The sequence below is a fragment of the Streptomyces glaucescens genome (genome assembly GCF_002154375.1).
GTDB classification, from domain to species: domain Bacteria; phylum Actinomycetota; class Actinomycetes; order Streptomycetales; family Streptomycetaceae; genus Streptomyces; species Streptomyces glaucescens.
On record NZ_MUND01000226.1, the window covers coordinates 1 to 24,478 of the forward strand.

Genomic DNA, 24,478 nt, shown 5'->3' on the forward strand with positions numbered 1-24,478 from the left:
CCCGGAAGGCCACCCGCTTCCCCCAGGTCAGCGCACTGCTCCGTCCCCCGTCCCAACGCAGCACGGGCCCACCGTCCACCCACCGCAACCCGCCGCACTTCCACGTCTGTGCCATCACCCGCGAGCGTAGAACGAGGCACTGACAGTGCGGCGCGGGGCCGTCAGCCACCCGGGGCCCCGCACCCGCGGCGAACGCTCCCGCCTCCCCGGGGCAACAGCACCCGGCGACGGCTCCCGCACGAGCGATGCGGGTGGGAACCCCTCACGGCGATGGCGAAGCCGAGACGTCGCACCGGCGCCCAGCCGCGGAGCGGACCCGCGCCCTCACACCGGCGGCCGCACCCGCGCCAGAGCCCGCAGCACCCGCGGAGCGAACCGCGCCAGCAGGTGCGCACCCCGGGCCTCGGGCGTCACCGGCACCACCGCCGCGTCCCGCACCACGGCCCGCAGCACCGCGTCCGCGACCTTCTCCGGCGGATAGTTCCGCATCCCGTACAGCTTCGCCGTCCGCTTCTGCCGCCGCCGCTCCTCCTCCGCGTCGGCGCCCGCGAAACGGGCCGTGGCGGTGATGTTGGTGTTGACGAGCCCGGGGCAGATCGCGCTGACCCCGATCCCCTGCCCGGCCAGTTCCGCGCGCAGGCATTCGCTCAGCATCAGCACGGCGGCCTTGGAGGTGCTGTAGGCGGGCAGTGCCCTGGACGGCTGGTACGCCGCCGCGGAGGCCACGTTCACGATGTGCCCGCCCTGTCCCCGGGCGGCCATCTGCTTCCCGAACAGCCGGCAGCCGTGGATGACGCCCCACAGGTTGACGTCGAGGACCTTCTTCCAGTCCTCGGGCGTGGTGTCGAAGAAGGACCCGGTCATGCCGATCCCGGCGTTGTTGACCAGGACGTCGACGACGCCGTACTCGGCGGCGACCTTCTCGGCGAGTTTCTCCATGCCCTGGGCGTCGGAGACGTCGGCGGTCTCCGCCCACGCCGCGGGCGCCCCGAGCAGCCGAGCCATCTCCGCGGTGCGGGCCGCGGCCTCCGCGTCCCGGTCGACGGCGACCACTCGCGCGCCCGCCTCGGCGAACGCGTACGCCGTGGCCCGTCCGATGCCGCTGCCCGCGCCGGTGACCAGCACCAGCTGCCCGCCGAACCGGTCGGCGTGCGGGCCCTTCCCGGTGGCCGGGGCGGTGCGCCCGCCTTCGACGCCGGTCACGAACTCCTCGATCCACGCGGCGATCCGGTCGGGCCGGGTGCGCGGCACCCAGTGCTTGGCGGGCAGGGTGCGCCGGGTCAGCTGGGGCACCCACTGCTCCAGGTCGTCGTACAGCCGCTCGGAGAGGAACACGTCCCCGAGGGGCGTGATGAGCTGCACGGGCGCGTGTGCGTACGCGTCGTCGCGCGGGCGGCGCATCCGGGCCCGGACGTTGTCGCGGTACAGCCAGGCGCCGTGGGCGGCGTCGGTGGGCAGCGAGGAGGTCGGGTAGTCACCGCGCGGCAGGTTCTCGGCCCGCGCGAGGAGCCGGGGCCAGGCCTTGCCGAGCGGGCCGCGCCAGGCCAGTTCGGGGAGCACGGGCGTGTGCAGCAGGTAGACGTACCAGGACTTGGCGCCCTGCCCGAGGACCTGCCCGACGCGGCGCGGGGTGGGCCGCTTGAGGCGCCTGTCGATCCAGTGGCCGAAGTGGTCGAGGGAGGGTCCGGACATCGAGGTGAAGGAGGCGATCCGCCCCTCGGTGCGCCGGACGGTGACGAACTCCCAGGCCTGCACCGAGCCCCAGTCGTGCCCGACCAGGTGCACCGGCCGGCCCGGGCTGACCGCGTCCGCGACGGCGAGGAAGTCGTCGGTCAGCTTCTCCAGGGTGAAGCCGCCCCGCAGCGGCTGCGGGGCGGTGGAGCGGCCGTGGCCGCGGACGTCGTAGAGCACCACGTGGAAGCGGTCGGCGAGCCGCGCGGCGACCTCGGACCAGACCTCCTTGCTGTCCGGGTAGCCGTGCACCAGGACCACCGTCGGCTGTTCCGGGTCGCCCAGCTCGGCCACGCACAGCTCGACGCCCCCGGTCCGCACCCAGCGCTCGCGCGCCCCCTTGAGCACCGTCACTTCTCCTCCGTCCAGCGCCGCACGTGCGGCAGATCGTCGTCCAGCCAGAAGGCGCTCTCCTCGGGATCCTGCGAGTCCGTCACGACCAGGATCTCCTCGAACTTCGCGCCGGTCCCCCGGAAGCCGAGATGGGGTTCGACCGCCCACAGGCCCGGCCGCGGCGGGTGGTCCGAGAAGCGGTACGGCGACCACAGCGGCGACCAGCCCTCGCGGTGGCCGTGCAGCGCGTCGGCCGCCAGTCCTTTCAGGGACTGGATGCCGAACCCGAACAGCCGGGGCGAGAAGCGCCGTTCGCGCACCCGGTCGACCTTGTGCGCGATCACCCCGAAGGGATAGGCGCGGTGCCGGTTGGCGTAGCCCTGGCGGACCATGAGGCGGTCGACGTCCTCGTAGATCTCCCTGAGCGGGCGGCGTTCGCGCACCTCGCGCAGGATCAGCTCGCGGTGCGCCGCCAGGTCGTCCATCAGCTTGTGCTGCACGGGGTTGACGCCGAGGGAGCCGGAGTAGCCGATGTCGGCCGTGTACCCGCGGTACACGGGGGCCATGTCGAGGATGAAGGGCATGCCGGGCTCCAGTCGGCGGTCGGTGGGGAAGAACTGGAGCGGGACGCGGAAGTTCACGAACGCGGTGCGGTCGCCGAACCAGGCGAAGGGGAGGTGGAACCAGTCCCGTACGCCCCGCTCGCGCAGCCACTCGCGCTGCATCCGCGCCGCCTCGCGCTCGGTCACGCCCGGCGCCAGCCGCGCGGCGACCGCCTCCGCGCATTCGTACGCCAGCCGCTGGACCTGCCGGAATCCGCTCAGTTCCGCGGACAGTTCGCTCGTCACCGCCGTCGTCATGCGGTCCCCTTCGACTGCGCTACGCACCCGTAACTTGACAGGGGTGAATCTCGCAGCTTGTTAGAGTCCGCGTCAATAGGCGTGATCTATAGCTCTCAGGCACGGCATCCCCTACGGGCCCGTACGACTGGAGTCTGACGCCAGGACAGCTCTGCGGGCTGACGACCGGCGTGGCCCGGGTCACTACGGTCGTAGACGTGACTGTGATCGCGACCGAAAGCCTGAGCAAGCGGTTCCCCAGGGTGACCGCGCTTGACCGGCTCTCCGTGGACGTCGGGCCCGGTGTCACCGGACTCGTCGGAGCCAACGGCGCCGGCAAGTCGACACTGATCAAGATCCTGCTGGGTCTGTCCCCGGCCACCGAGGGCCAAGCCCGCGTGCTCGGACTCGACGTCGCCACCGAGGGCGCCGCCATCCGTGAGCGCGTCGGCTACATGCCGGAGCACGACTGCCTGCCGCCCGACGTCTCCGCCACCGAGTTCGTCGTCCACATGGCCCGCATGTCCGGCCTCCCGCCGGCCGCCGCCCGCGAACGCACCGCGGACACCCTGCGCCACGTCGGGCTCTACGAGGAGCGGTACCGCCCGATCGGCGGCTACTCCACGGGCATGAAGCAGCGCGTCAAACTCGCCCAGGCCCTCGTCCACGACCCCCAGCTGGTCTTCCTGGACGAGCCGACCAACGGCCTGGACCCGGTCGGCCGGGACGACATGCTCGCCCTGATCCGCCGCATCCACACCGACTTCGGCATCTCGGTGCTGGTCACCTCCCACCTGCTGGGCGAGCTGGAACGCACCTGCGACCACGTGGTCGTCATCGACGGCGGCAAGCTGCTGCGCTCCAGCTCCACCACCGACTTCACCCAGACCACGACCACCCTGGCCGTCGAGGTCACCGACAGCGACGAGCACCCCGACGGCACCCGCGCCATGCGCGAGGCGCTCACCGCGCGCGGCATCACCGTCGAGCACGGCGGCGGCCTGCCCGGCGCGGGCCACGTCCTGCTGCTCACCGCCCGGGGCGAGGAGACCTACGACCTGGTCCGCGACGTCGTCGCCGACCTCGGTCTCGGCCTGGTCCGCATGGAGCAGCGCCGCCACCACATCTCGGAGGTCTTCCAGGAGACCGGCGACCAGCGGAAGGAGGCCGTGGGCCATGGCAGCTGACCACCCCGTCGCCGTGGGCGACCAGACCCGCATCCACGACATCGGCTACCGGGGCTACGACGGCCCCCGACTGGGCCGCGCCGCCATCCGCCGCGCCCTCTACTCGCAGTCCCTGCGCGGCGCCTACGGCCTCGGCCGCTCGGCCAAGTCGAAGGTGCTGCCGATGCTGCTCTTCGCGGTCATGTGCCTGCCCGCGGGCATCATGGTCGCGGTCGCCGTCGCCACCAAGGCGAACGACCTCCCCGTCGACTACACCCGCTACGCGATCCTGATGCAGGCCGTGATCAGCCTGTACGTCGCCTCGCAGGCACCCCAGTCGGTCTCCCGCGACCTGCGCTTCAAGACCGTCCCGCTCTACTTCTCGCGGCCCATGGAGAGCGCCGACTACGTCCGCGCCAAGTACGCGGCGCTGGCCTCGGCGATGTTCCTGCTCACCGCCACCCCGCTGCTCGTGCTGTACCTGGGCGCGCTGCTCGCCAAGCTCGACTTCGCCGACCAGACCAAGGGATTCGCACAGGGACTCGTCTCCGTGGCACTGCTCTCGCTGCTCTTCGCCGGTCTCGGCCTGGTCCTCGCCGCCGTCACCCCGCGCCGCGGTTTCGGCATCGCCGCCGTGATCGCCGTCCTCACCATCACCTACGGCGCGGTCTCCACCCTCCAGGCCATCGCCTTCGAGCAGGACACCACCGACGCCATCGGCTGGATCGGCCTGTTCTCCCCGATCACCCTGATCGAGGGCGTGCAGTCCGCCTTCCTCGGCGCCGACTCCACCTTCCCCGGCGGCATCGGCCCCTCCGACGGCCAGGGAGCCGTCTACGTCCTCGTCGCCCTCGGCCTCATCGCCGGCTGCTACGGCCTGCTGATGCGCCGCTACAAGAAGGTGGGCCTGTGACCACGCTCAGCATCGACCACGTCTCCCGCTGGTTCGGCAACGTGGTCGCCGTCAACGACATCACCATGACGATCGGCCCCGGTGTCACCGGCCTGCTCGGCCCCAACGGCGCCGGGAAGTCCACCCTCATCAACCTCATGGGCGGCTTCCTCGCCCCGTCCACCGGCTCGGTCACCCTCGACGGTCAGCCGGTGTGGCGCAACGAGCAGATCTACCGGCACATCGGCATCGTCCCCGAGCGGGAGGCGATGTACGACTTCCTCACCGGCCGCGAGTTCGTCCTCGCCAACGCCGAGCTGCACGGCCTGGGCGCCAAGGAGGCCCAGAGGGCGCTCGCCACGGTCGAGATGGAGTACGCGCAGGACCGCAGGATCGCCACCTACTCCAAGGGCATGCGGCAGCGCGTGAAGATGGCCTCCGCCCTCGTCCACGAGCCGTCCGTGCTGCTGCTCGACGAGCCGTTCAACGGCATGGACCCGCGCCAGCGCATGCAGCTGATGGACCTGCTCCGGCGCATGGGCGACGAGGGCCGCACGGTGCTGTTCTCCTCCCACATCCTCGAAGAGGTCGAGCAGCTGGCCTGGCACATCGAGGTGGTGGTCGCGGGCCGGCACGCGGCCAGCGGCGACTTCCGCAAGATCCGCCGCCTGATGACCGACCGCCCGCACCGCTATCTGGTCCGCTCCAGCGACGACCGCGCCCTGGCCGCCGCACTGATCGCCGATCCGTCGACCTCCGGTATCGAGGTCGACCTCGCCGAGGGCGCCCTGCGGGTGCAGGCCGTCGACTTCGGCCGCTTCACCACCCTGCTGCCCAGGGTGGCCAGGGACCACGGCATCCGGCTGCTGACCGTCTCGCCGTCGGACGAGTCCCTGGAGTCCGTGTTCTCGTATCTGGTCGCGGCGTAGGAGGCCGAAGATGTACGACCCCACTGTCGCCCGGCTCACCTACCGAGCCCTGCTCGGCCGCCGCCGGGCCCTCATCCTGGGCGCGCTGCCCCTGCTGCTGATCGTGATCGCGGTCGCGGTGCGCCTGCTGTCCGGCGCCGACGACCAGACGGCCGTGAACGTGCTGGGCGGCTTCGCCCTCGCCACCATGGTGCCGATCATCGGCGTCATCGCCGGCACCGGCGCCATCGGCCCGGAGATCGACGACGGCTCCGTGGTGTACCTGCTGTCCAAGCCGCTGAAGCGGCCCACGATCATCTACACCAAGCTGATCGTCGCCATCGCCGTCACCATGGTGTTCTCCGCGATCCCCACCCTCGTCGCGGGCCTGATCCTCAACGGCAACGGCCAGCAGATCGCCGTCGCCTACACGGTCGCCGCGCTGGTCGCCTCGATCGCCTACGCCGCGCTCTTCCTGCTGCTCGGCACGGTCTCCCGGCACGCCGTGGTCCTCGGCCTGGTCTACGCCCTGGTCTGGGAGGCGCTGTTCGGCTCCCTGGTGCCCGGCGCCCGCACGCTCAGCGTCCAGCAGTGGTCGCTGGCGGTGGCCCAGAAGGTCTCCGGCGGCGATCTGATCACCTCCGACGTGGGCCTGACCACGGCGACGGTGCTGCTGGCCGCGGTGACCGTGCTCGCCACCTGGTACGCCGGGCAGAAGCTGCGCTCGCTGACCCTGGCGGGCGAGGAGTAGACGCCCCTGCCAGGTGAATCGAACACGCGGACGTATTAAATCGGTGGCGCCGAACTCCCCCGTACCGGCACAGTGGTGTCGTCCCACCACGAGCCGGGAGAGGAGTTCGGCGATGTCGATGCACGACAGTGCGCCGGGCTCCCGACAGGGCAGCCGGCGGCGGGCTCCGGAGTAGCCGTTACCGCTCCGTGGAGCCGCCGGACACGGGGAGCTGCCCGGGGCGGCCGCTTCGAGCACGCGAATCGCACTCGCGTGGGCCGCCCACCCGGAGGATTGGCCGAGAGGTAAGGCACCGGCTCGCTGAGCCGCGGTCGGGGGTGACCCCGCGCACGTTCGATCCGTGCATCCTCCGCAACGGGGCGTACAGCGCCCGGGCGTCAGCCCAGCAACCGCTCCAGCACCACCGCGATCCCGTCCTCCTCGTTGGAGGACGTCATCTCGTCGGCGACCGCCTTCAGCTCCTCGTGGGCGTTGGCCATGGCCACGCCCCGCGCCGCCCAGCCGAACATCGGGATGTCGTTCGGCATGTCACCGAAGGCGAGGGTGTCCGCCGCCTTCAGACCGAGCCGCCGGGCCGCCAGGGACAGCCCCGTGGCCTTGGACAGACCGAGCGGCAGCAGCTCCACGATGCCCTCCCCCGCCACCACGACGGTGACGAAACCACCGGCCGCGCGCGTGGCGATCTCGGCCAGCTCGTCGTCGCCGAGCGTCGGGTGCTGGATGTAGAGCTTGTTCAGCGGGGCGGTCCACAGGTCGGCCGCGTCCGTGAAGGGGGTCGCCGGCAGGGTGCCCTGCACCGCGTACCCCGGCCCCACGAGCACGTCGCCGTCCAGGCCGTCCCGGCTCGCCGCCAGATACAGCGGGCCGACCTCCGCCTCGATCTTGGCCAGCGCCAGCCCGGCCAGCTGCCGGTCCAGTGTCACCGAGGTCAGCAGCCGCCGCTCCCCGGCGTGGTAGACCTGCGCGCCCTGGCCGCACACGGCGAGGCCGTCGTAGCCCAGGTCGTCGAAGATGTGCCGGGTCCACGGGACCGCGCGCCCGGTGACGACGATGTGCGCGGCGCCCGCCGCGGTGGCCGCGGCGAGCGCGTCACGGGTGCGCCGCGAGACCGACTCGTCGGAGCGCAGCAGCGTTCCGTCGAGGTCGGTGGCGATCAGCCGGTAGGGGAACGCGGGGGCCGTGCTCACTTGGCGACCGGCTCCAGGACCTCACGCCCGCCCAGGTAGCGACGCAGCACCTCGGGCACGCGCACCGAGCCGTCGGCCTGCTGGTGGTTCTCCAGGATCGCGACGATGGTGCGCGGCACGGCGCACAGGGTGCCGTTGAGCGTGGCCAGCGGCCGGACCTGCTTGCCCTCGCGGACGCGGATCGACAGGCGGCGGGACTGGAACTCGGTGCAGTCCGAGGTCGAGGTCAGCTCGCGGTACTTGCCCTGGGTCGGGATCCACGCCTCGCAGTCGAACTTGCGGGCGGCCGAGGAGCCGAGGTCGGCGGAGGCGACGTCGATCACCCGGAACGGCAGCTCCAGGGAGGTCAGCCACTGCTTCTCCCACTCCAGCAGGCGCTGGTGCTCGGCCTGGGAGTCCTCGGGAGCGACGTACGAGAACATCTCGACCTTGTCGAACTGGTGCACGCGGAAGATGCCGCGGGTGTCCTTGCCGTGCGAACCGGCCTCACGGCGGAAGCAGGGCGAGAAGCCCGCGTAGCGCAGCGGGAGTCGGTCGGCCTCGATGATCTCGTCCATGTGGTACGCGGCGAGCGCCACCTCGGAGGTGCCGACCAGGTACAGGTCGTCGTTCGGGAGGTGGTACACGTCCTGCGAGGCCTGGCCGAGGAAGCCGGTGCCGGCCATCGACTGGGGGCGGACCAGCGCGGGCGTCAGCATCGGGGTGAAGCCTGCCGCCGTGGCCTGGGCCATCGCGGCGTTGACGAGCGCCAGCTCCAGCAGCGCGCCGACGCCGGTGAGGAAGTAGAAGCGGGAGCCGGAGACCTTCGCGCCGCGCTCGACGTCGATGGCGCCGAGCAGCTGGCCCAGCTCCAGGTGGTCCTTGGGCTCGATGCCCTCGGCGCCGAAGTCGCGGATGGTGCCGTGCGTCTCCAGCGTGACGAAGTCCTCCTCGCCGCCGACGGGCACCTCGGGGTGGACGAGGTTGCCCAGCTTGAGCAGCAGCTCCTGGGTCTCGGCGTCGGCGGCGTCACGCTCGGCGTCGGCGGCCTTGACGTCGGCCTTCAGCTGTTCGGCCCGCTTCAGCAGCTCGGCCTTCTCGTCCGCCGAGGCCTTGGGGATGAGCTTGCCGAGCGACTTCTGCTCGGACCGCAGCTCGTCGAAGCGGACGCCGGACGACCTGCGCCGCTCGTCGGCAGACAGGAGAGCGTCGACGAGCGCGACGTCCTCTCCACGGGCACGCTGGGAGGCGCGCACACGGTCGGGGTCCTCACGGAGCAGGCGAAGGTCAATCACGCGCTCCAGGCTACCGGTGCGGGGTGACGCGTCACGACTCGCTATTCCACGGCGCGGCTTACGATCCGCTTCGTGGCAATTGCCCCGATGCGTTGCCCGGTGCAATGAAAAGGATCCCACTCCCCGGAACGGGGCACGTCGCAGGGCCTCCCGTTGACCGGATTTCCTTGTGGACGGCGGGACTTGAGTGCCCTCCGTCCACAGGAATCCACAACCCGGGAAAGTTATCCACAGGCTGTGCGAAAGATCTGTGGATGCCGGACGCGATCATTCCGAATCGGACGACACGGGCGAAGAATTGGTGATCCAGACCCACGCCCGCCCCACTTTCGAGTGGAAATGGGTCGTCCCAAAGGATTGATCGAAGGAAACTGGTGGACGAAGGGTGACGTGTTCCCCTGTGGACGGGCTTGCCGCCTGTAGGGCGATTTGTCGACCGGGCGACGCTTCCGTGTCGACTTGTCCCCAGATCGAGAAGCGGACCTGTGGATAACTTCTGTGGATAAGGAAGGCCGGCAGGCAGGGCCGGTACGGCTGGCAGGACTGGCTAGAAACGGCCGTCCTGGCAGCGTGCCACCCAGTCCGACGCCTCCGTGAACGCCTCGTCCGAGGTGCCCTGCCGCGGCGGCAGCACGTCCGCCGGCTCCACCCCCGCGCGCGGGTACGACCCGAGGAAGCGCACCTGGAGGCAGATCCGTTTCAGTCCCATCAGCGCCTCGGCGACCCTGCGGTCCGAGATGTGGCCCTCGGCGTCGATGCAGAAGCAGTAGTTGCCGATGCCCGCGCCCGTCGGCCGGGACTGGAGCAGCATCAGGTTGATGCCCCGGGAGGCGAACTCGCCCAGCAGATCGCGCAGCGCACCCGGATGGTCGTCGCGCTGCCACAGCACCACCGACGTCTTGTCCGCGCCGGTCGGCGCCGCGGGCCGGGCGGGGCGGCCCACCAGCACGAAACGGGTCTGGGCGTTCTCCGCGTCGTGGATCTCGGTCTCCAGGGCCTCCAGGCCGTACCGCGCCGCCGCGAACTCCCCGGCGAAGGCGGCGTCGTACCGGCCCTCCTGCACCAGCCGGGCGCCGTCCGCGTTGGAGGCGGCCGACTCCCAGACGGCGTCCGGGAGATGCGTCTTGAGCCAGTTGCGCACCTGCGGCTGCGCGGCCGGGTGGGCGGTGACCGTCTTGACGTCGGACAGCTTGGTGCCGGGGCGGACCAGCAGCGCGAACGTGATCGACAGCAGCACCTCGCGGTAGATCATCAGCGGCCGGCCCGCCACCAGCTCGTCGAGGGTCGTGGTGATACCCCCCTCGACCGAGTTCTCGATCGGCACGAACGCCGCCTCGGCCTCTCCGTTGCGCACCGCGTCCAGCGCGGACTGCACGGACACGTAGGGGATCAGCTCCCGGGTCGCCGCCTCCGGAAGCGTGCGCAGGGCGACTTCGGTGAAGGTGCCTTCAGGACCGAGATACGCATAGCTGGCTGGCATGTCCTCACCCTAATGGGCCCCTCGGCCCCCGGCCCGGACGTCTCACCAACACCCCACCGGCGAGTGACGCCGATCCTGCCCCGGTCACCCCTCCAGCAGCCGCTGCCCCACGTACTCACCCTCCGCCGCCCCGCCCGGCACCGCGTACAGCCCGCTCGCCTCGTGCCGGACGAACCGCGACAGCGCGTCGCCGCGGTCGAGCTTGCGCTGCACCGGCACGAAGCCGCGCAGCGGGTCCGCCTGCCAGCAGATGAAGAGCAGCCCCGCGTCGGGCACCCCGTCGGGGTCGATGCCGTCGTGGAAGGAGAAGGGGCGCCGGAGCATCGCCGCGCCGCCGTTCTGGTCGGGCCGGGTGATCCGGGCGTGCGCGTTGATCGGCACGACCAGGTTGCCCCCGGCGTCCGTCTTCTCCAGGTCCATCTCGGTGGTCTCGTCACCGCCGGACAGCGGCGCCCCGTCGGACTTGCGGCGCCCGATGACCTCCTCCTGTGCCGTGACCGACAGCCTCTCCCAGCTGTCGAGGAGCATGCGGATCCGCCGTACGACGGCGTAGGAGCCATTGGCCATCCAGGCGGGCTCCCCGCTCTCCGGCACGAAGATCCGCTTCTCGAAGTCGGGCTCGTCCGGCTTGGGATTGCGGGTGCCGTCGACCTGGCCCATCAGATTGCGGGCCGTCATGGGCTGCGCGGTGGCGCCCGGCGATCGGTTGAAGCCGTTCATCTGCCAGCGGACCCGGGCGGCACTGCCCGCGTCCTTCTGGATCGCCCGCAGCGCGTGAAAGGCGACCAGGGCGTCGTCGGCGCCGATCTGCACCCACAGATCGCCGTTGCTGCGCGCCCGGTCCAGCCGGTCGGAGGAGAAGTCGGGCAGCGGGTCGAGGGCTACCGGGCGCTGCTTCTCCAGGCCCGTACGGCCGAAGAAGCTGTGTCCGAAGCCGAAGGTCACCGTGAGGGACGAGGGACCGGCGTCGCGGGCGATGCCCGTGTCGTCCTGCCCGGCCGGCTCGCCCGCCATCAGCCGCCGGGCCGTCTCCGACCAGCGGCGCAGCAGTGCGGCGGCCTCCTTGCGGCCCGCGCCGGGCGCGAGGTCGAAGGCGACGAGATGGCCCCGGGACTGCAGGGGAGTGGTGATGCCGGGCTGATGTTTCCCGTGAAACATCACCTCCTCGGCGCCGAGCGAGGTGAGCGGAGTCGCCCCGGACGGCGCCGCGGCGTAGCCCACGGCACCGCCCGCCGCACCGAGCACCAGCCCGGTGGCCCCGGCGGTGCCGAGCAGCCGGCGGCGCGAGATGCCCTCCCGGGGACCCGACTGGGCACCCGGGCGGGGCGCGTCCGGTGTCCGGGTCTGCGGAACGGACGGGTCAACCATGTGGTCAGCCATGATGTGCGGTTCAGCCGATCTGCGTGTTCTTGTCGACGGTCACCTGGTCGATGTCGGAGGTCCGCACGGTCACGGCGATCTTCCACTCGCCCGCCATGGGAATCTGCACTCCGTTCGCCGACCAGTGTCCGGTGGTGATGTGGTCGGGGACGACGGGCAGCGGCCCGATGTCCTGGGACTCCAGGGTGAAGGCGACCTTCACCTCGGGGACGTCGAAGGCCCGGCCGTTGGGCCGCGTCACATAGACGTGCAGGGCGTTGGCACCGGTCCGGGCGGGATCGAGGTCGATCCGGACGACGCCCTTGCCGTCCTGGCCGCCGGTGTCGAAGGGCATGTCCAGGGTGACGGCCCCGGTCGCGGAGGTCTGCGCCGAGGCCGCCGTGGCCGCCTTGGCCTCCTCCTCCGTACGGCCCGGCTCGGTCGAGGTCAGCATGGTCGTGACCGCCAGCAGGACGACCGCGACCCCCGCCTCGGCGAGCACCGAGCGGCGCAGGCCGCTGCGGGTCGGATCGGCGTCCCGCAGCCGCTTCTGCCGCGCGGCGTCGACGGCGGCCCGCTGCCGGGCGAGCTGCGCGGCCCGCTCCGGGTCGACGCCATCGACTTCTCCGGTGTCCGCCGTACCGCCGTCACCGTCACCTGCCCCGGTGACCGCCGTGCCGCTGTCGGCGTCCGCCGTTGCCCCGGCCCCGGACGCGACCCGCTCCTTCTCCCGCTCGGCCCCCGCCGTCACCGTGTCCGTCAGCCGACCGGTCCAGCGCCGGGAGATCCAGGCGATGCCGACGAGCAGGACCACGAACCCGGCCTTCAGGCACAGCAGCTGCCCGTACCGGGTGCCGGTGAGCGCCGACCAGGAGCCGACCTGCCGCCAGGACTGGTAGAGCCCGGTCACGACCAGGACCAGCACACTGCCGAAGGCGAGCTGCGAGAACCGCCGTACGGCCGTCGCCTCCAGCGGAGTCCCGGCGGGTGCCCGGTGGAGCGCCACCAGCAGCGCGGTCAGCCCGCCGAGCCAGGCCGCGACCGCCAGCAGGTGCAGGACGTCGACGGGCATGGCGATCCCCGGCTGGATGCCGGTGGACGCGTGCTCGGCCATGGCCCAGCTCGCGGCGAGCCCGGCGGCCACGACGACCCCGCCGACGGCCAGCCCGAAGGCCAGGTCCCGGGCCTCCTTCCCGGCCTCGTCGCCGCCTTCGCCCGCACCGCCGGCATCGCCGTCCTCGTCCGGTGCGCCCTCGTCGCCCTCGATCCGCTTGGCGTACGCCCCGAAGAGCACCGCGACGAACAGTGCCGCCGCGGCGAGCAGCAGCAGCCGGGACACCAGGGCGGCGCCGGTCTTGGTCTGCAGCACCTGCCCCAGCAGCTCCAGGTCGAAGACGTCACCGGCCTTCCCGGAGGTGGTGTAGGAGCCGCGCAGGAGCAACAGCCCGAGCGTGGCCGCGGTGAGCGCCACCCAGCCGGAGACGACCAGGCGCTGCACGGCCCGTACGCCCGTTCCGCGCGGCCAGCACGCCAGCAGGAAGGCGGCGCCGCCGACGAGCACGATGAACCCGGCGTACGACGCGTAGCGCCCGACGCCGTAGAGGAACCCGACGGCTCCGCCGCCCGCCGTCGCCTCCGGCACCGAGACGGTGGTCGCGGAGGGCGCGCCGATGGAGAAGGTGAACGCCCCGGCGACGGGATGGCTGTCCGCCGAGACCACCTGGTACGACACCGTGTACGTGCCGTCGGGCAGCCCCGGCCGCAGCTTCACGGTGTACGTGGCGCCCGTGCCGCGGGCCTCGCCGGTGTCCGCGCGCCCGCCCTTGGGGTCGAGCACCCGCAGCGCGTCGTCGGACAGCGCGACCGTCTCGGAGAAGGTGAGCGAGATCTGTTCGGGCGCCTGGCCGACCACCGCCCCCTGCCGGGGGTCGCTGCTGGTGAGCGCGGCGTGCGCGGAGGCCGGCGCCGCATCGGCGAGGAGCGCGGCGGCGACGGCCAGAAGCAGCAGCACCAGGCTCCGGACGCGCGGGGCGATGGTCTGCGTCACGGTGTTCCCCTCCCTCAGTGTCCGGAGTGACCGGTCGCCGGGCGGTACGTCGCCGCCTTCACGGGCATCTCGACCGTGACCGGGTCGGCCCCGGCGAAGTGCAGTTCGACCTCGACCGTCTCACCCTGCTTCGGCTTGCGGGTCAGCTTCTCGAACATCAGGTGGTTCGCCCCGCTCTCGAACACGAGCGTGCCGTGTGCGGGCACCACGGCGTCCGTCATCTCGCGCATCGCCGAGTCGACGGTCTCGTGCAGGGTGACCTCGCCGAGGTCGCTGGTGACCGAGGTCAGCTCGGCCGCCGTACCGCCGTCGTTGGTGACGGTCAGGAAGCCGGCCGCCATGGAGGCGGAGACGGGCTGCGGCATGTAGGCGCCGCTGACGGAGAGGTCCGGGCCGGTGTCCCCGGAGTCCGAGCCGGAGCCGCAGCCCGCGAGGGCCAGCGCCCCGGCCGTGAGCAGGGCGACGGCCGGCGCCGACCGCCGCGCGCGGTGCGCGGGCCGCCTCACGGCTTCTGCCCCTCGACCAGCTTGGGCAGGTCCTTGGTGTAGTCGTCGACGGTGGCGTCCTCGCCGTAGAGGACGTACCCGGCGTCGGTCTTCGGCGAGAAGGCGACGACCTGGGTGCCGTGCATGGAGACGACCTTGCCCTTCTCCTTCTTCGGCGGCTCGATGGAGATGCCGAGGGTGCGGGCGCCGGCCTGGATGGTGGCGAAGTCGCCGGTGAGGCCGACGGCCTGCGGGTCGATGCCCTTGAGCCAGGAGCCGAGCGCCTGCGGGGTGTCCCGCTCGGGGTCGGTGGTGACGAACACGATGCGCAGCTCGTCCTGCTGCGCCTTGGGCAGCTGCTTCTTGGCGACGGCGATGTTGCTCATCGTCGACGGGCACACGTCGGGGCAGTTGGTGTAGCCGAAGTAGATCAGCGTGGGCTTGCCCGCGGTCTCCTTGCGGAGGTCGTACGACTTGCCGCGGGTGTCCGTCAGCACCAGGTCCGGCTTCTCGAACGGCTGGTCGAGCACGGTGGCGGCCTTGTCCGAACCGGGCTCCTCGGAGACCACGGCGACCGTCGAACCGGAGTCGTCCGTGCCGCCGCAGGCGGAGAGGGTCAGGGACGCGGCGGCGAGCAGCGCGGCCGCCGCGAGCGTCTTCTTGCGGAGGGGAAGCGTGGAGAGCGCAGAAAGCATGGAGAGATGTCCCGGATGTGAGTTGCCGGCGGGCGCCGGGGCCGTGCGCGGGCCCGGCGCCCACCGCGAGCGGAATGAGCCTCAGGCGGCGGTGCGCCGGCGGCCGGCCAGCACGCCGTACGCCACACCGGCGGCGCCGACGACGATCCCGACGATGCCGAGGACCCGGGCGGTGGTGTCGGAGGTGTCGCCGGAGTCCTCGGAGGCGGTGCTCTGCGCGGCCGCCTCGGCGTCGTCGGAGGCCTCCTCGGCCGCGTCCGACGAGCCCGACGCGCCGTGGTGGCCGTCCTCGGCGGCGGACAGGGCGAGCACGGGCGCCGGGCTCTCCGGCTCCTCCTGGCCCTCCTGCGGCACCTCGATCCAGCGCACGACCTCCTTGTTGGAGTACGTCTGGATCGCCTTGAAGACCAGTTCGTCCGCGTCCTCGGGGAGCTGGCCGATGGAGACCGGGAACTTCTGGAGGTAGCCGGGCTCGATGCCCTTGCCCTCGGCGGTCCAGGTGATCCTGGAGACGGCCTCGGTGATCTTCTCGCCGTGCACCTCGACCGGCTTGTCGAGCCGGGCCTTGTCCACCTTGATCTTCCAGCCGTCGACCGGCACCGGCAGCGCCGAGGTCAGCGGGTGGCCGGCCGGGAAGCTGACCTCCAGCTTGGTGGTCGAGGCGTTGTCCCGCTCGTTGGGGACCCGGAAGTCCACGACCGCGTAGCCGCCCTTGGCGGCCGTTCCCTCCGGCTGCACGGTGACGTGCGCGAAGGCGGGCACGGACAGGGCGAGGACGGCCGAGGCGGCGAGGGCGCCGGCGGCGGCGATACGGGAAGCCTTCATGGCGATGAGCACTCCACTTCGAGTGAGAGGACCAGTGGTCCCGCTGCGGGCCAGTGGTCGTTGCTGAGGAGAGATACGCGCGAGGCGGCGCACCACCGTGCAGGACGGCTGCGCACGCGCGCGCGTGCCGCGCGACGGCGGCCCCTCCGCCTCGAGTGGGGAGTGGTGGACGCGTCGCGTCAGGCGGCGAGAAGGAACCCGCCGGCCGGCGGACCGCGCCGGATCACCGTGTGCTGGAGTGCGAGCGTGCGGGGCTCCGGAAACGCGAGCGGCTCGGCGCACGGGCAGCGCGGACCGGTGTGCGGCGTGGCCGGAAGCCCGGCGCACAGCGCGCGCACCAGCGCGAGCGCCCCCCGCAGGGACCGTACGAGCGCCCCCTCGGCGAGGACCTCCGCCGACACCCCGAGGATGCGCAGCAGCGCCAGATCCCCGCGCCGCAGCAGCCAGCCGGCCGCCAGACCCGCCAGCAGGTGGCCGAGGAGCATCGGCAGGGACGGCAGCAGCGCGGCCGGTGACCCGGCCACGGTGGACAGCGCGTCCGCCGGCTGGTGGGCAAGATGCGTACCCGGATCGATCCGGGCGTCCGCGAGGATCCGCTGCGCCTGGGCGGGACTGAGGGCCGCCGCGGTCGTGCCGCACACCAGCCGCGCGGCCTGCTCGACCAGCGAGGCGTCGGCCGCCGCGGAGGCCGAGGCCGCCGCGCTCGCCGTACCGTGCTGTCCCAGCCCGAAGAACATGTGCAGGACCGTCTGCCCGGCCGCCAGGAGCGCCGCGATCCCCGGCAGCGACCGCTCGCGCCCGGCGAGCGGCGCGGTGACCAGCACCGCACCGAAAAATCCCGCGCCCAGCGTCCACAGCGGCACCGCGGCGCAGGACGCGATCGCGTGACCGGCCGCGGCCAGCACGACGCAGACCGCGGCGAAGACCGCGGCCCGCAGCAACCGGAGATCGCCTCCGGAGCGCGCCGAGCGCTGGTGGGGGGCAGACATGGCGGGCTCATCATCCCACTGGCCCGCCGGCCGCCGTACGGCAGGTCCGCGAAATCACCGACTGACGCATTCGGCCCCACATACACCGTTTGGCGCTCCTGGCACATCCCCCATATGGGCGCCATCACGCTGACTCAGGGCTTACAAGCGGGTGCGCGCGGTAATACGTAACGGTATGTCGAGCCGCGGCCATGAGGCCGGCGCCCAGGAGGCTGGAGCATGAGCATCTGGTGGTCACTCCATCTTCGGCGCGATGCCGCGAGCGTGCCGCTCGCCCGGCGCCTGCTGATCGGCACGATGGAGACGGCGGGCGTCGACCCCGATGTCTCCTACGACCTCTCCGTCGCCCTCACCGAGGCGTGCGCCAACGCCGTCGAGCACGGCGGCGGCCGCTCCTGCGGGGGGTACCGGGTCACCGCCTACCTGGACGGCGAGAAATGCCGGATCGAGGTGACCGACTCGGGCCCGGGATTCACCCCCGCGGCCCCGCTGCAGCCGCCCGACGAGGCCGAGCACGGCCGCGGCCTGTGCCTCATCCAGGAACTGGCCGACCACGTCCACTTCACCAACAAGCCCGGCCGGGGCGGCGCGGTGGTCAGCTTCGACAAGATCCTCAAGTGGCGCGAGAACGCGCCGCTGATGACCGCGTCCTGAGCCCCGTGAGGAGTGCGGGGAGCCGCGCGACCAGCCGCGGCGCACCCGCACCCCGCGAACGGCGACCGGAGCGCCCATGGCACCCGGTCCCCGCCCCGTCCGCCCTCAGCCCTTCAGCGAGGCCATCCAGGACTCGACCTCGTCCGACCGCCGGGGCAGCGCGGCGCTGAGGTTCCGGTTGCCGTCCTCGGTGACGAGGATGTCGTCCTCGATCCGCACACCGATCCCGCGGTACTCCTCCGGCACGGTCAGGTCGTCGGCCTGGAAGTACAGCCCCGGCTCGACGGTCAGGCACATGCCCGGCTCCAGCGTGCCGTCGACGTACGTCTCGGTCCGCGCGGCGGCGCAGTCGTGGACGTCCATGCCGAGCATGTGACCGGTGCCGTGCAGCGTCCAGCGACGCTGGAGGCCCAGCTCCAGCACCCGCTCGACCGGGCCCTCGACGAGCCCCCACTCCACCAGCCGCTCGGCGAGCACGCGCTGGGCGGCGTCGTGGAAGTCGCGGTACTTGGCACCCGGCTTCACCGCCGCGATACCGGCCTCCTGGGCCTCGTACACGGCGTCGTAGATCTTCTTCTGGATCTCGGTGAAGCGGCCGCTGACGGGCAGCGTGCGCGTGACGTCGGCGGTGTAGTACGTGTGCGTCTCCACCCCGGCGTCGAGCAGCAGCAGATCACCGGAGCGCACGGGCCCGTCGTTGCGCACCCAGTGCAGCGTGCAGGCGTGCGGCCCGGCGGCGGCGATGGTGCCGTAGCCGACGTCGTTGCCCTCCACGCGCGCGCGGAGGAAGAACGTGCCCTCGATGTACCGCTCGGAGGTCGCCTGCGCCTTGTCGAGGACCTTCACCACGTCCTCGAAGCCGCGCACGGTCGAGTCGACGGCCTTCTGCAGCTCGCCCACCTCGAAACCGTCCTTGACCAGCCGCATCTCGGAGAGGAAGACCCGCAGCTCCTCGTCGCGCTCGGCGGTGACCTTGTCGGTCAGGGCGGCCTCGACACCGGCGTCGTAGCCGCGCACCACACGGACCGGGCCGGTGGCCTCGCGCAGCCTGCCGGTCAGCTCGCGCACGTCGGAGGCGGGGATGCCGTACAGCTTCTCGGCCTCGGTGAGCGAGTGGCGGCGGCCGACCCACAGCTCGCCCTGGCCGTCCAGCCAGAATTCACCGTTCTCGCGGTCGGACCGGGGCAGCAGGTAGATGGTCGCCGTGTGACCGTCGGACGCCGGCTCCAGGACCAGGACACCGTCCTCGGTCTGGTTGCCGGTCAGGTACGCGTACTCGACCGACGCCCGGAAGGGGTACTCCGTGTCGTTCGAGCGGGTCTTGAGGTTGCCGGCCGGGATCACCAGGCGCTCGCCGGGGAAGCGCGCGGACAGCGCGGCGCGGCGGGCGGCGGTCTCGGCGGCCTGGGCGATCGGCTGCAGGTCGTGCAGCTCGGTGTCGGCCCAGCCGGTCCGCATGTTCTCCGCCAGTTCGTCGGACACGCCCGGGTACAGTCCGTTCTTCCGCTGCTTGATCGGCTCTTCCTCGGCAGTCTCCGGCCCCGCTGCGGTAGCAGCATGGTTATCGGCGTCCGGGAGCTCCTCGGCCACGGTCATCCTCCTAGGTACGGCACTGGACCTCCCCCATCGTACGGTCGTACGGGAAGGGGCCCAGGGCCGGAAGACCTGTTACCGATCGCTCACTCGAACCGGGCCGCGAGCAGCACCACGTCCTCCTCGTCGTCGGCCTCGTCCAGCCCGTCCGGCAGGACCGCGCGCAGCACGTGGTCGACGATCGCCTCGGGGTCGCGCCGCTTGGTGCGGGGCAGCCCGGCGGCGGCCGCGTGCAGACGGGCGAAGGCGCGGTCGGTCGGGTCGCCGGTGCGGCGCAGCAGCCCGTCGGTGTAGAGCAGAACCGTCTCTCCGGGCTCCGCGTACAGCTCCACGCTGGGCGCCTCCCAGCAGGCCAGCATCCCGAGCGGGGCGGAGACGGAGGTCTCCACGAACGCGGTGCGCCGCTCGCCGATCAGCAGCGGCGGGGTGTGCCCGGCCCCGGCCAGCGTGATCTTGCGCAGCGCGGGCTCGCAGAACGCGAACAGCGCGGTCGCCGAGCGGGCCGGCTCGGTCAGCCGGAGCAGCAGTTCCAGGTCGGACAGGACGGCGACCGGATCCTCGCCCTCCATCACGGCGTACGCGCGCAGCGACGCGCGCAGCCGTCCCATCGCGGCGATCGCACTCGGCCCCGACCCGGTCACGGACCCCACGGCGAGCCCGAGGGCGGCGTCCGGCAGCGGCAGCGCGTCGTACCAGTCGCCGCCCCCGCGCGGGCCGGTGCGGTGCCGCGCGGCGAGCTGCACCCCGGAGACCCGGGGCAGCCGGGAAGGGAGCAGTTCCTCGGCGATCGTCGTCATGCACGCGCGCGTGCGCTCGACTTCGAGGAGCCGGGCGAGGTGCTCGGTGGCGTAGCGGGTGTACAGGCCGACGAGGTGGCGCTGTCGTTCGACGGGCTCGGCGGGTTCGTCGTAGAGCCAGGCGGCGGCGCCCAGGCGGCCCGCGCTCTCGGTGGACAGGGGGACGGCGTAGCTGGCGGCGTAGCCGAGGCGGGCGGCCACCTCCCGGTGGCGGGGGTCGATCCCCTCCTCGGCGAACAGGTCGGGGTGCAGACTCTCGGTGACGCCGCCGGGCCGGCCGGGGGGCGGGTCGAGGAGCTCGCCGTACGGCAGGGCGCCGCGCGGGACGGTCTCCAGATGGCCGAGATCCGCGGGGCCGAGGCCCAGGCCGACGGTGCTGCGGGGGTCCACGCCGTCGGCGGGTTCGAGGACGACGAGTCCGCGGCGGGCGCCCACCAGGGCGGCCCCGGCGCGCCCCAGTTCCTGGAGCGCGTCCGCGAGGGAGCCCGTGCGGGCCAGGCGTTCGGTGAGTTCGTGCAGGGTGGTGAGGTCGGAGACCCAGCCGGCGAGCCGGTCCTGGAGGAGGGCTCCCGGCCCGGTGGCGGCGGCGGGGACGCCGGTGGCCAGGGGCGCGGGCGCGACAGTGTGTGAGGGGGCTGGGACCGTTGAATCGATTCCGGCCACTTTCGGAGGGTGCGGGGCGTTCATGGCGTCCGGCTTTCCGACCGGCGCGTATTGCTCAAAAGCATCGCAAACCCCCATGTCAATCTGCGCCGCTGGCAATGTCTCCACATGTACACGCAGTCATGAGGGGATGTCCAGCATTGTCCTGGTGGGATTACTGGTGTCCGTGTGGTTTCCGGGGGATCCGGTGTCGGTCCCCTTGCGGAACGGCAAAGTTGGCTTGAAACTGCCCCGTGTAAGCGCATATTGCGGTCGACTGGGCTTGCTCGACGGAGCGTCACAGCGGTCGTGATGGGTACGTACTCGGAGAAGGCCAGGGGTGGTTGGGAACCACCCGGAACCTGGCGACGGACCCGGGCGTCCTATCCACCGACGACCGTGCCCCATCCTCCCGTGGCGGCGGTGGAGAGAAATACGCGAGACGGCGAAACGCCATACTTCGCCACCCCACGCCACGCCCATGCTTGTGCAAGACGCAGCGGGCGACGGCAGCCAACGCTCGGCCCATAGGGGTTCCCCGTGCTTCGACGCAGGGGTGTGATGCGCCAGTAGGTACGCACAGTGAAGCGATCGACACATGATGTGATGTGGACCACGGTGTTGCCAGGCGTGCAACGGAAAGGAACGAGCGCTCATGCGCGAGATCCTCGGAAGGCGACGCAGGCTCCTGTTCAGGCGGAACGGCGGGGGGCGTGAGCTGATCGACGCGGCCCTGACCTTCGCGACCGAATGGCAGTGGCCCGTACTCCCGGGTGTGGGGACCGATCCGCAGGGCCATGCCCGCTGCGGCTGCCCGGATCCCGAATGCACGGTGCCCGGAGCCCACCCCTTCGACCCCGGTCTCCTCGCGGCCACCACCGACGCGCGCATGATCCGCTGGTGGTGGGCCAACCGGCCGACGGCACCGATCGTCCTGGCCACCGGCGGCACGGCACCGTGCGCGGTCAGCCTCCCCGCTCCCGCCGCCGCCCGCGCGCTGCACGCGCTGGACCTCCAGGGCATGCGCCTCGGCCCGGTCCTCGCCTCGCCCACCCGCTGGGCCGTGCTCGTCCGGCCGTACTCCATGGAGCAGTTGGGCGAACTGCTCTACGCCAAGGACTTCGTCCCCGGCTCGCTGCGCTTCCACGGCGAGGGCGGCTATCTCACGCTGCCCCCCTCCGAGACCGGCCAGGGGCAGATCCGCTGGGAACGCGCCCCGCTGCCCGGCTCGGCCGCCCCCTGGGTGCCGGACGTGGAGGCCGTGGTGGACGCCGTGGTCGACGCCCTCACTCGTACGGGTGTGAGCGCGCCCGAGTTCTAGGGTGTCGGGCGCGCGCGGAACCGGGCGCGCGGCCGGGATCGTTATCGTCCCGTCCATGCAGCGTCACTCTGGGGGCCACGGACCCCGACCGCCCGGACGCCACGACTCCCGCGCCCGTCTGCTCATGCTGGTGGGTGCGGTGGTGTGCGCGGTGGCGTTGCCACTGGCCGTCGCCTCGGCAGGGTCGGTGGGATCGCGGGACACGGTGGGGTCGGCGGACTCGGTGAGGTCTGTGCGCCTCGGCGACCCAGGGCGTTCCGGTGACTCGGGGCGTTCGAAGGGTGCCGGCGGCTCGGCGCGACCAGGCAGCTCGGCTGGATCCGGCAGCTCATCGGGAACCGGCAGGTCAGCGGGATCCGGCAGTTCATCGGGAACCGGCAGGTCAGCGGGATCCGGCACGGGCGACGGCCTCAGGGACCACGGGACGTCCGCCGGGGCCGGGGACGCCAAGGCGCCGTCGGACCCGGGCGGCGACCCCGGATCCGGCACCCGGAGCTCACCCTCCCTGCTCGGCATCGGACTGTCCACCGCCGCCCGCTGCGGTCCCGAACTCACCACATCCGACGGCATCGAGGCGCAGACCTGTGTGCTGACGCAGGGCGAGGAGAACTGGGCGCGCGCCTACTACCGCAACACGACCGGTCGCGCCCTGGACGGCGTACTGACGCTCATGGGGCCGGGCGGGCGCACCGTGCAGATCCGCTGCGTGGTCGGCGCCCGGGACGAGCCGGCGAGCTGCGAGACGCCCCGGGAGACCGGCCGGAGCCCGGCAGGGTACACGGCGGTCGCGGAGTTCGCCGGACGCGGCGGCGAGGGGCCGCTGCTGCTGCGGGTCGGCAGCAACTCGGGTACCGTCACGGGGAGTTGACATGCGGCGGCGGGCCGTACGCGGATCCGGACACAGAAAGACCCGGTTGCTGGCGACGGGGGATGCACCAGCAACCGGGCTACTGGAACGGTAACAAGAGATCGGCTGTTCGCAAATTCGATCTCCTCTTCCCCTCGGCTATTCGGACACCCGACTCGCCTTGTTTGAGGCGGAGTTGTGACCCGAGTCACCGCGCGACAGGGGCCGGTCCGACTGATCGGTCGATCAGCCGGACCGTGTGTCCCGGGCGGGAGTCAGCTGAGCGTGACCTGCCGGTTGGTCAGTCCGCCGCGCGCACGGCGCTCCTCCGGGGTGAGCGGTGCGTCCGCGGCCAGCGCGGCGGCCAGGCGCTCGGCGAACTCGGCCGCCGGCTTCTCGATGTCCTCGGCGAGGACCCCGCTCGGCAGATCCCAGACCGGCACCGTGAGCCCGTGAGCACGGAAGGAGCCCACCAGGCGGGTGCCCTCGCCGAGGCTGGAGCGCCCCGCCGCGTGCAGCCGCGCGAGGGCGTCCAGAAGCTGCTCCTCCGGGTGCGGCATGACCCAGCGCAGGTGGTTCTTCTCCGGTGTCTCGCACCAGTACGCCGCGTCGACGCCGGTCAGCTTGACGGTCGGGATGGCCGCGGCGTTGGCCCGCTCCAGGGAGGCGGTCACCTCCGGGGTGGCGTTCTGCGCGTCCGGAACCCAGAACTCGAAGCCGCTGTGCACCTCCGGCTCGAACGTGCCCGCGGGGTCGAGCAGGTCCTGCAGCCGCGGGCCGCCGGCCGGGGCACGGCGCCCCTGGACCGGGGTGCCGGGCTTGGCCTGAAGGGCGCGCTGGAGGGTGTCGGCGAGGTCACGGCTGATGTCGCCGGACGCCGTGTCGTTCTGCAGGCCGAGCAGGACCGAGCCGTCCTCGCGGCGCAGGGCGGGCCAGGCCATCGGCAGCACCGTGGCCAGGGTGACCGACGGGACGCCCTCGGGCAGGCCGTCCTTCAGCGTCAGCTCGGCGGTGGCGGCCGGCACCAGTTCGCGCAGGGCCACCCAGTCGCACTCGCCAGGCAGCCCCTCGAACGGGCGGTGCACCAGCTCGGTGACGGCCTGGGCGGCGGCCCGGCCATGGCACGCCTTGTAGCGGCGGCCGCTTCCGCAGGGGCAGGGCTCGCGGGCGCCGACGACCGGGATCTCACCGTCGGTGATCTGCGGCCGCTTGGCCTTCGTCTGAGGTTGCTTCTTGGCCATGGTGAGTGTCTCCCGGTGACGGCTCGTCTCGTACGGCGGGAGCCTAGCCGTTTGCGCCATGTCCGACGGGACCCGCGGACACCCCTCGTGTTGCGGACGACACCGGGCGCCGCACGGCCGTCCCGTCAGTCCAGGTCGTCGAAGGCGTCCGCGAAGTCCAGCTCCGGCATGGCGGCCACCGAGGGTGCCGCGACGCGCGTAGCGAAGTCGTCGCGGCGTCGCCCGGCATCCGGATCATGGACGTCCTCGTGGACCACGACCCAGACGGTGACCTCGCCGCGGACGTCGTCCCGGACACCCCAGTCGTCGGCCAGGGCCGTGATGATGTTCAGCCCGCGGCCGCCATGGGCGGTGACCGACGGGGTGGCGGGGGCGGGCTGAACATCATCACGGCCCTGGCCGACGACTGGGGTGTCCGGGAC

General features: G+C 72.2%; 22 protein-coding genes, 1 tRNA gene and 1 pseudogene. 8 read left to right on the plus strand and 16 right to left on the minus strand.

The genetic code is table 11. From position 1 onward, the window contains the following. The 3 genes and pseudogenes from CCN42_RS44460 to CCN42_RS16505 form a co-directional block, all read right to left on the minus strand. Positions 1-115: pseudogene (locus tag CCN42_RS44460) on the minus strand (DUF2797 domain-containing protein); the annotation flags it as partial. A 209-nt stretch (positions 116-324) separates the two neighbouring features. Next, the gene (locus CCN42_RS16500) at positions 325-2,085 is read right to left on the minus strand and encodes an SDR family oxidoreductase (protein ID WP_086736543.1); all 1,761 of its coding nucleotides are present in this window, start codon (positions 2,083-2,085) and stop codon (positions 325-327) included. Continuing rightward, positions 2,082-2,924, minus strand: coding sequence for a M24 family metallopeptidase (locus CCN42_RS16505; RefSeq protein ID WP_086736545.1), 843 nt, complete (start codon positions 2,922-2,924; stop codon positions 2,082-2,084). The genes CCN42_RS16500 and CCN42_RS16505 overlap by 4 nt, the downstream gene beginning before the upstream one ends. A 158-nt stretch (positions 2,925-3,082) precedes the next feature. On the opposite strand from CCN42_RS16505, the gene CCN42_RS16510 reads away from it, so the two are divergent. The 5 genes from CCN42_RS16510 (at position 3,083) to CCN42_RS16530 (ending at position 6,972) form a co-directional block, all read left to right on the plus strand. After that, entirely contained in the window at positions 3,083-4,090 is a 1,008-nt protein-coding gene (locus tag CCN42_RS16510; protein WP_173883111.1) for an ABC transporter ATP-binding protein, read from the plus strand. Continuing rightward, positions 4,080-4,982 carry an ABC transporter permease subunit gene (locus CCN42_RS16515; RefSeq protein ID WP_086736547.1) on the plus strand — a complete coding sequence of 301 codons (903 nt, stop codon included), beginning with the start codon at positions 4,080-4,082 and terminating at the stop codon, positions 4,980-4,982. The genes CCN42_RS16510 and CCN42_RS16515 overlap by 11 nt, the downstream gene beginning before the upstream one ends. Next, positions 4,979-5,890 carry an ABC transporter ATP-binding protein gene (locus CCN42_RS16520; protein WP_086167738.1) on the plus strand — a complete coding sequence of 304 codons (912 nt, stop codon included), beginning with the start codon at positions 4,979-4,981 and terminating at the stop codon, positions 5,888-5,890. The genes CCN42_RS16515 and CCN42_RS16520 overlap by 4 nt, the downstream gene beginning before the upstream one ends. 10 nt (positions 5,891-5,900) lie before the next feature. Next, entirely contained in the window at positions 5,901-6,620 is a 720-nt protein-coding gene (locus CCN42_RS16525; protein ID WP_086167739.1) for an ABC transporter permease subunit, read from the plus strand. A gap of 267 nt (positions 6,621-6,887) precedes the next feature. Beyond that, positions 6,888-6,972 (plus strand) — tRNA-Ser (locus CCN42_RS16530). Positions 6,973-6,997: 25 nt separating this feature from the next. On the opposite strand, the gene CCN42_RS16535 is transcribed toward CCN42_RS16530, so the two are convergent. The 9 genes from CCN42_RS16535 to CCN42_RS16575 all read right to left on the minus strand — a co-directional run bounded on the left by CCN42_RS16535 (position 6,998) and on the right by CCN42_RS16575 (position 16,961). Continuing rightward, positions 6,998-7,807, minus strand: a complete 810-nt coding sequence (locus CCN42_RS16535) for an HAD family hydrolase (RefSeq protein WP_086736549.1) — start codon at positions 7,805-7,807, stop codon at positions 6,998-7,000. Beyond that, the gene (gene serS / locus CCN42_RS16540) at positions 7,804-9,081 is read right to left on the minus strand and encodes a serine--tRNA ligase (RefSeq protein ID WP_086736551.1); all 1,278 of its coding nucleotides are present in this window, start codon (positions 9,079-9,081) and stop codon (positions 7,804-7,806) included. Before serS ends, CCN42_RS16535 begins: the two co-directional genes overlap by 4 nt. Positions 9,082-9,628: 547 nt before the next feature. Beyond that, a complete protein-coding gene (gene pheA, locus CCN42_RS16545) occupies positions 9,629-10,561 on the minus strand; it encodes a prephenate dehydratase (RefSeq protein WP_086167742.1) in 933 nt (310 codons plus the stop codon). An 84-nt stretch (positions 10,562-10,645) separates the two neighbouring features. Further along, positions 10,646-11,929 (minus strand): iron uptake transporter deferrochelatase/peroxidase subunit, encoded by a 1,284-nt coding sequence (efeB, locus tag CCN42_RS16550; RefSeq protein WP_086736570.1) that lies wholly within the window; start codon positions 11,927-11,929, stop codon positions 10,646-10,648. Positions 11,930-11,951: 22 nt separating this feature from the next. Beyond that, complete coding sequence (locus tag CCN42_RS16555) at positions 11,952-13,967, minus strand: copper resistance CopC/CopD family protein (protein WP_086736553.1); 2,016 nt, start codon at positions 13,965-13,967, stop codon at positions 11,952-11,954. Between the two features lie 14 nt (positions 13,968-13,981). Beyond that, positions 13,982-14,473, minus strand: a complete 492-nt coding sequence (locus CCN42_RS16560; RefSeq protein ID WP_086736555.1) for a copper chaperone PCu(A)C — start codon at positions 14,471-14,473, stop codon at positions 13,982-13,984. Beyond that, positions 14,470-15,147 (minus strand): SCO family protein, encoded by a 678-nt coding sequence (locus CCN42_RS16565; protein ID WP_086736556.1) that lies wholly within the window; start codon positions 15,145-15,147, stop codon positions 14,470-14,472. Before CCN42_RS16565 ends, CCN42_RS16560 begins: the two co-directional genes overlap by 4 nt. Positions 15,148-15,228: 81 nt before the next feature. Then, positions 15,229-15,972: a YcnI family copper-binding membrane protein gene (locus CCN42_RS16570; protein ID WP_086736572.1), complete on the minus strand. Its 744-nt coding sequence runs from the start codon at positions 15,970-15,972 to the stop codon at positions 15,229-15,231. 179 nt (positions 15,973-16,151) lie between these two features. Continuing rightward, on the minus strand, positions 16,152-16,961 hold the full coding sequence (locus CCN42_RS16575) for a hypothetical protein (RefSeq protein WP_086736558.1): 810 nt from the start codon (positions 16,959-16,961) through the stop codon (positions 16,152-16,154). 219 nt (positions 16,962-17,180) lie between these two features. Here CCN42_RS16575 and CCN42_RS16580 point away from each other — a divergent pair, with 219 nt between their 5' ends. Beyond that, on the plus strand, positions 17,181-17,615 hold the full coding sequence (locus CCN42_RS16580; protein WP_086736560.1) for an ATP-binding protein: 435 nt from the start codon (positions 17,181-17,183) through the stop codon (positions 17,613-17,615). 105 nt (positions 17,616-17,720) lie between these two features. Here CCN42_RS16580 and CCN42_RS16585 read toward each other — a convergent pair whose 3' ends face one another. Both CCN42_RS16585 and CCN42_RS16590 read right to left on the minus strand, forming a co-directional pair. After that, positions 17,721-19,211 (minus strand): aminopeptidase P family protein, encoded by a 1,491-nt coding sequence (locus tag CCN42_RS16585; RefSeq protein WP_086167748.1) that lies wholly within the window; start codon positions 19,209-19,211, stop codon positions 17,721-17,723. Positions 19,212-19,294: 83 nt separating this feature from the next. After that, a complete protein-coding gene (locus tag CCN42_RS16590; RefSeq protein ID WP_086736562.1) occupies positions 19,295-20,746 on the minus strand; it encodes a PP2C family protein-serine/threonine phosphatase in 1,452 nt (483 codons plus the stop codon). A gap of 556 nt (positions 20,747-21,302) precedes the next feature. Here CCN42_RS16590 and CCN42_RS16595 point away from each other — a divergent pair. Beyond that, positions 21,303-21,968 (plus strand): bifunctional DNA primase/polymerase, encoded by a 666-nt coding sequence (locus tag CCN42_RS16595; RefSeq protein ID WP_086736564.1) that lies wholly within the window; start codon positions 21,303-21,305, stop codon positions 21,966-21,968. Between the two features lie 586 nt (positions 21,969-22,554). Beyond that, the gene (locus CCN42_RS46145) at positions 22,555-22,836 is read left to right on the plus strand and encodes a hypothetical protein (protein ID WP_422641171.1); all 282 of its coding nucleotides are present in this window, start codon (positions 22,555-22,557) and stop codon (positions 22,834-22,836) included. A gap of 254 nt (positions 22,837-23,090) precedes the next feature. On the opposite strand, the gene CCN42_RS16605 is transcribed toward CCN42_RS46145, so the two are convergent. Together CCN42_RS16605 and CCN42_RS16610 are read right to left on the minus strand one after the other, a co-directional pair. Next, positions 23,091-24,056, minus strand: coding sequence for a DUF5926 family protein (locus CCN42_RS16605; RefSeq protein WP_086736568.1), 966 nt, complete (start codon positions 24,054-24,056; stop codon positions 23,091-23,093). 125 nt (positions 24,057-24,181) lie between these two features. Further along, positions 24,182-24,478, minus strand: a 297-nt coding sequence (locus tag CCN42_RS16610; protein ID WP_143661926.1) for an ATP-binding protein, incomplete at its 5' end; no start/stop codon positions are given.

Excerpts from the sequence above, each read along its gene's own strand:
- CCN42_RS16505 (WP_086736545.1), bottom strand. The coding sequence starts at position 2,924 with ATGACGACGGCGGTGACGAGCGAACTGTCCGCGGAACTGAGCGGATTC.
- CCN42_RS16515 (WP_086736547.1), top strand. The coding sequence starts at position 4,080 with ATGGCAGCTGACCACCCCGTCGCCGTGGGCGACCAGACCCGCATCCAC.
- CCN42_RS16525 (WP_086167739.1), top strand. The coding sequence starts at position 5,901 with ATGTACGACCCCACTGTCGCCCGGCTCACCTACCGAGCCCTGCTCGGC.
- pheA (WP_086167742.1), bottom strand. The coding sequence starts at position 10,561 with ATGCCAGCCAGCTATGCGTATCTCGGTCCTGAAGGCACCTTCACCGAA.
- efeB (WP_086736570.1), bottom strand. The coding sequence starts at position 11,929 with ATGGTTGACCCGTCCGTTCCGCAGACCCGGACACCGGACGCGCCCCGC.
- CCN42_RS16565 (WP_086736556.1), bottom strand. The coding sequence starts at position 15,147 with ATGCTTTCTGCGCTCTCCACGCTTCCCCTCCGCAAGAAGACGCTCGCG.
- CCN42_RS16570 (WP_086736572.1), bottom strand. The coding sequence starts at position 15,972 with ATGAAGGCTTCCCGTATCGCCGCCGCCGGCGCCCTCGCCGCCTCGGCC.
- CCN42_RS16575 (WP_086736558.1), bottom strand. The coding sequence starts at position 16,961 with ATGTCTGCCCCCCACCAGCGCTCGGCGCGCTCCGGAGGCGATCTCCGG.
- CCN42_RS16580 (WP_086736560.1), top strand. The coding sequence starts at position 17,181 with ATGAGCATCTGGTGGTCACTCCATCTTCGGCGCGATGCCGCGAGCGTG.
- CCN42_RS16585 (WP_086167748.1), bottom strand. The coding sequence starts at position 19,211 with ATGACCGTGGCCGAGGAGCTCCCGGACGCCGATAACCATGCTGCTACC.
- CCN42_RS16590 (WP_086736562.1), bottom strand. The coding sequence starts at position 20,746 with ATGGGGGTTTGCGATGCTTTTGAGCAATACGCGCCGGTCGGAAAGCCG.
- CCN42_RS16595 (WP_086736564.1), top strand. The coding sequence starts at position 21,303 with ATGCGCGAGATCCTCGGAAGGCGACGCAGGCTCCTGTTCAGGCGGAAC.
- CCN42_RS16605 (WP_086736568.1), bottom strand. The coding sequence starts at position 24,056 with ATGGCCAAGAAGCAACCTCAGACGAAGGCCAAGCGGCCGCAGATCACC.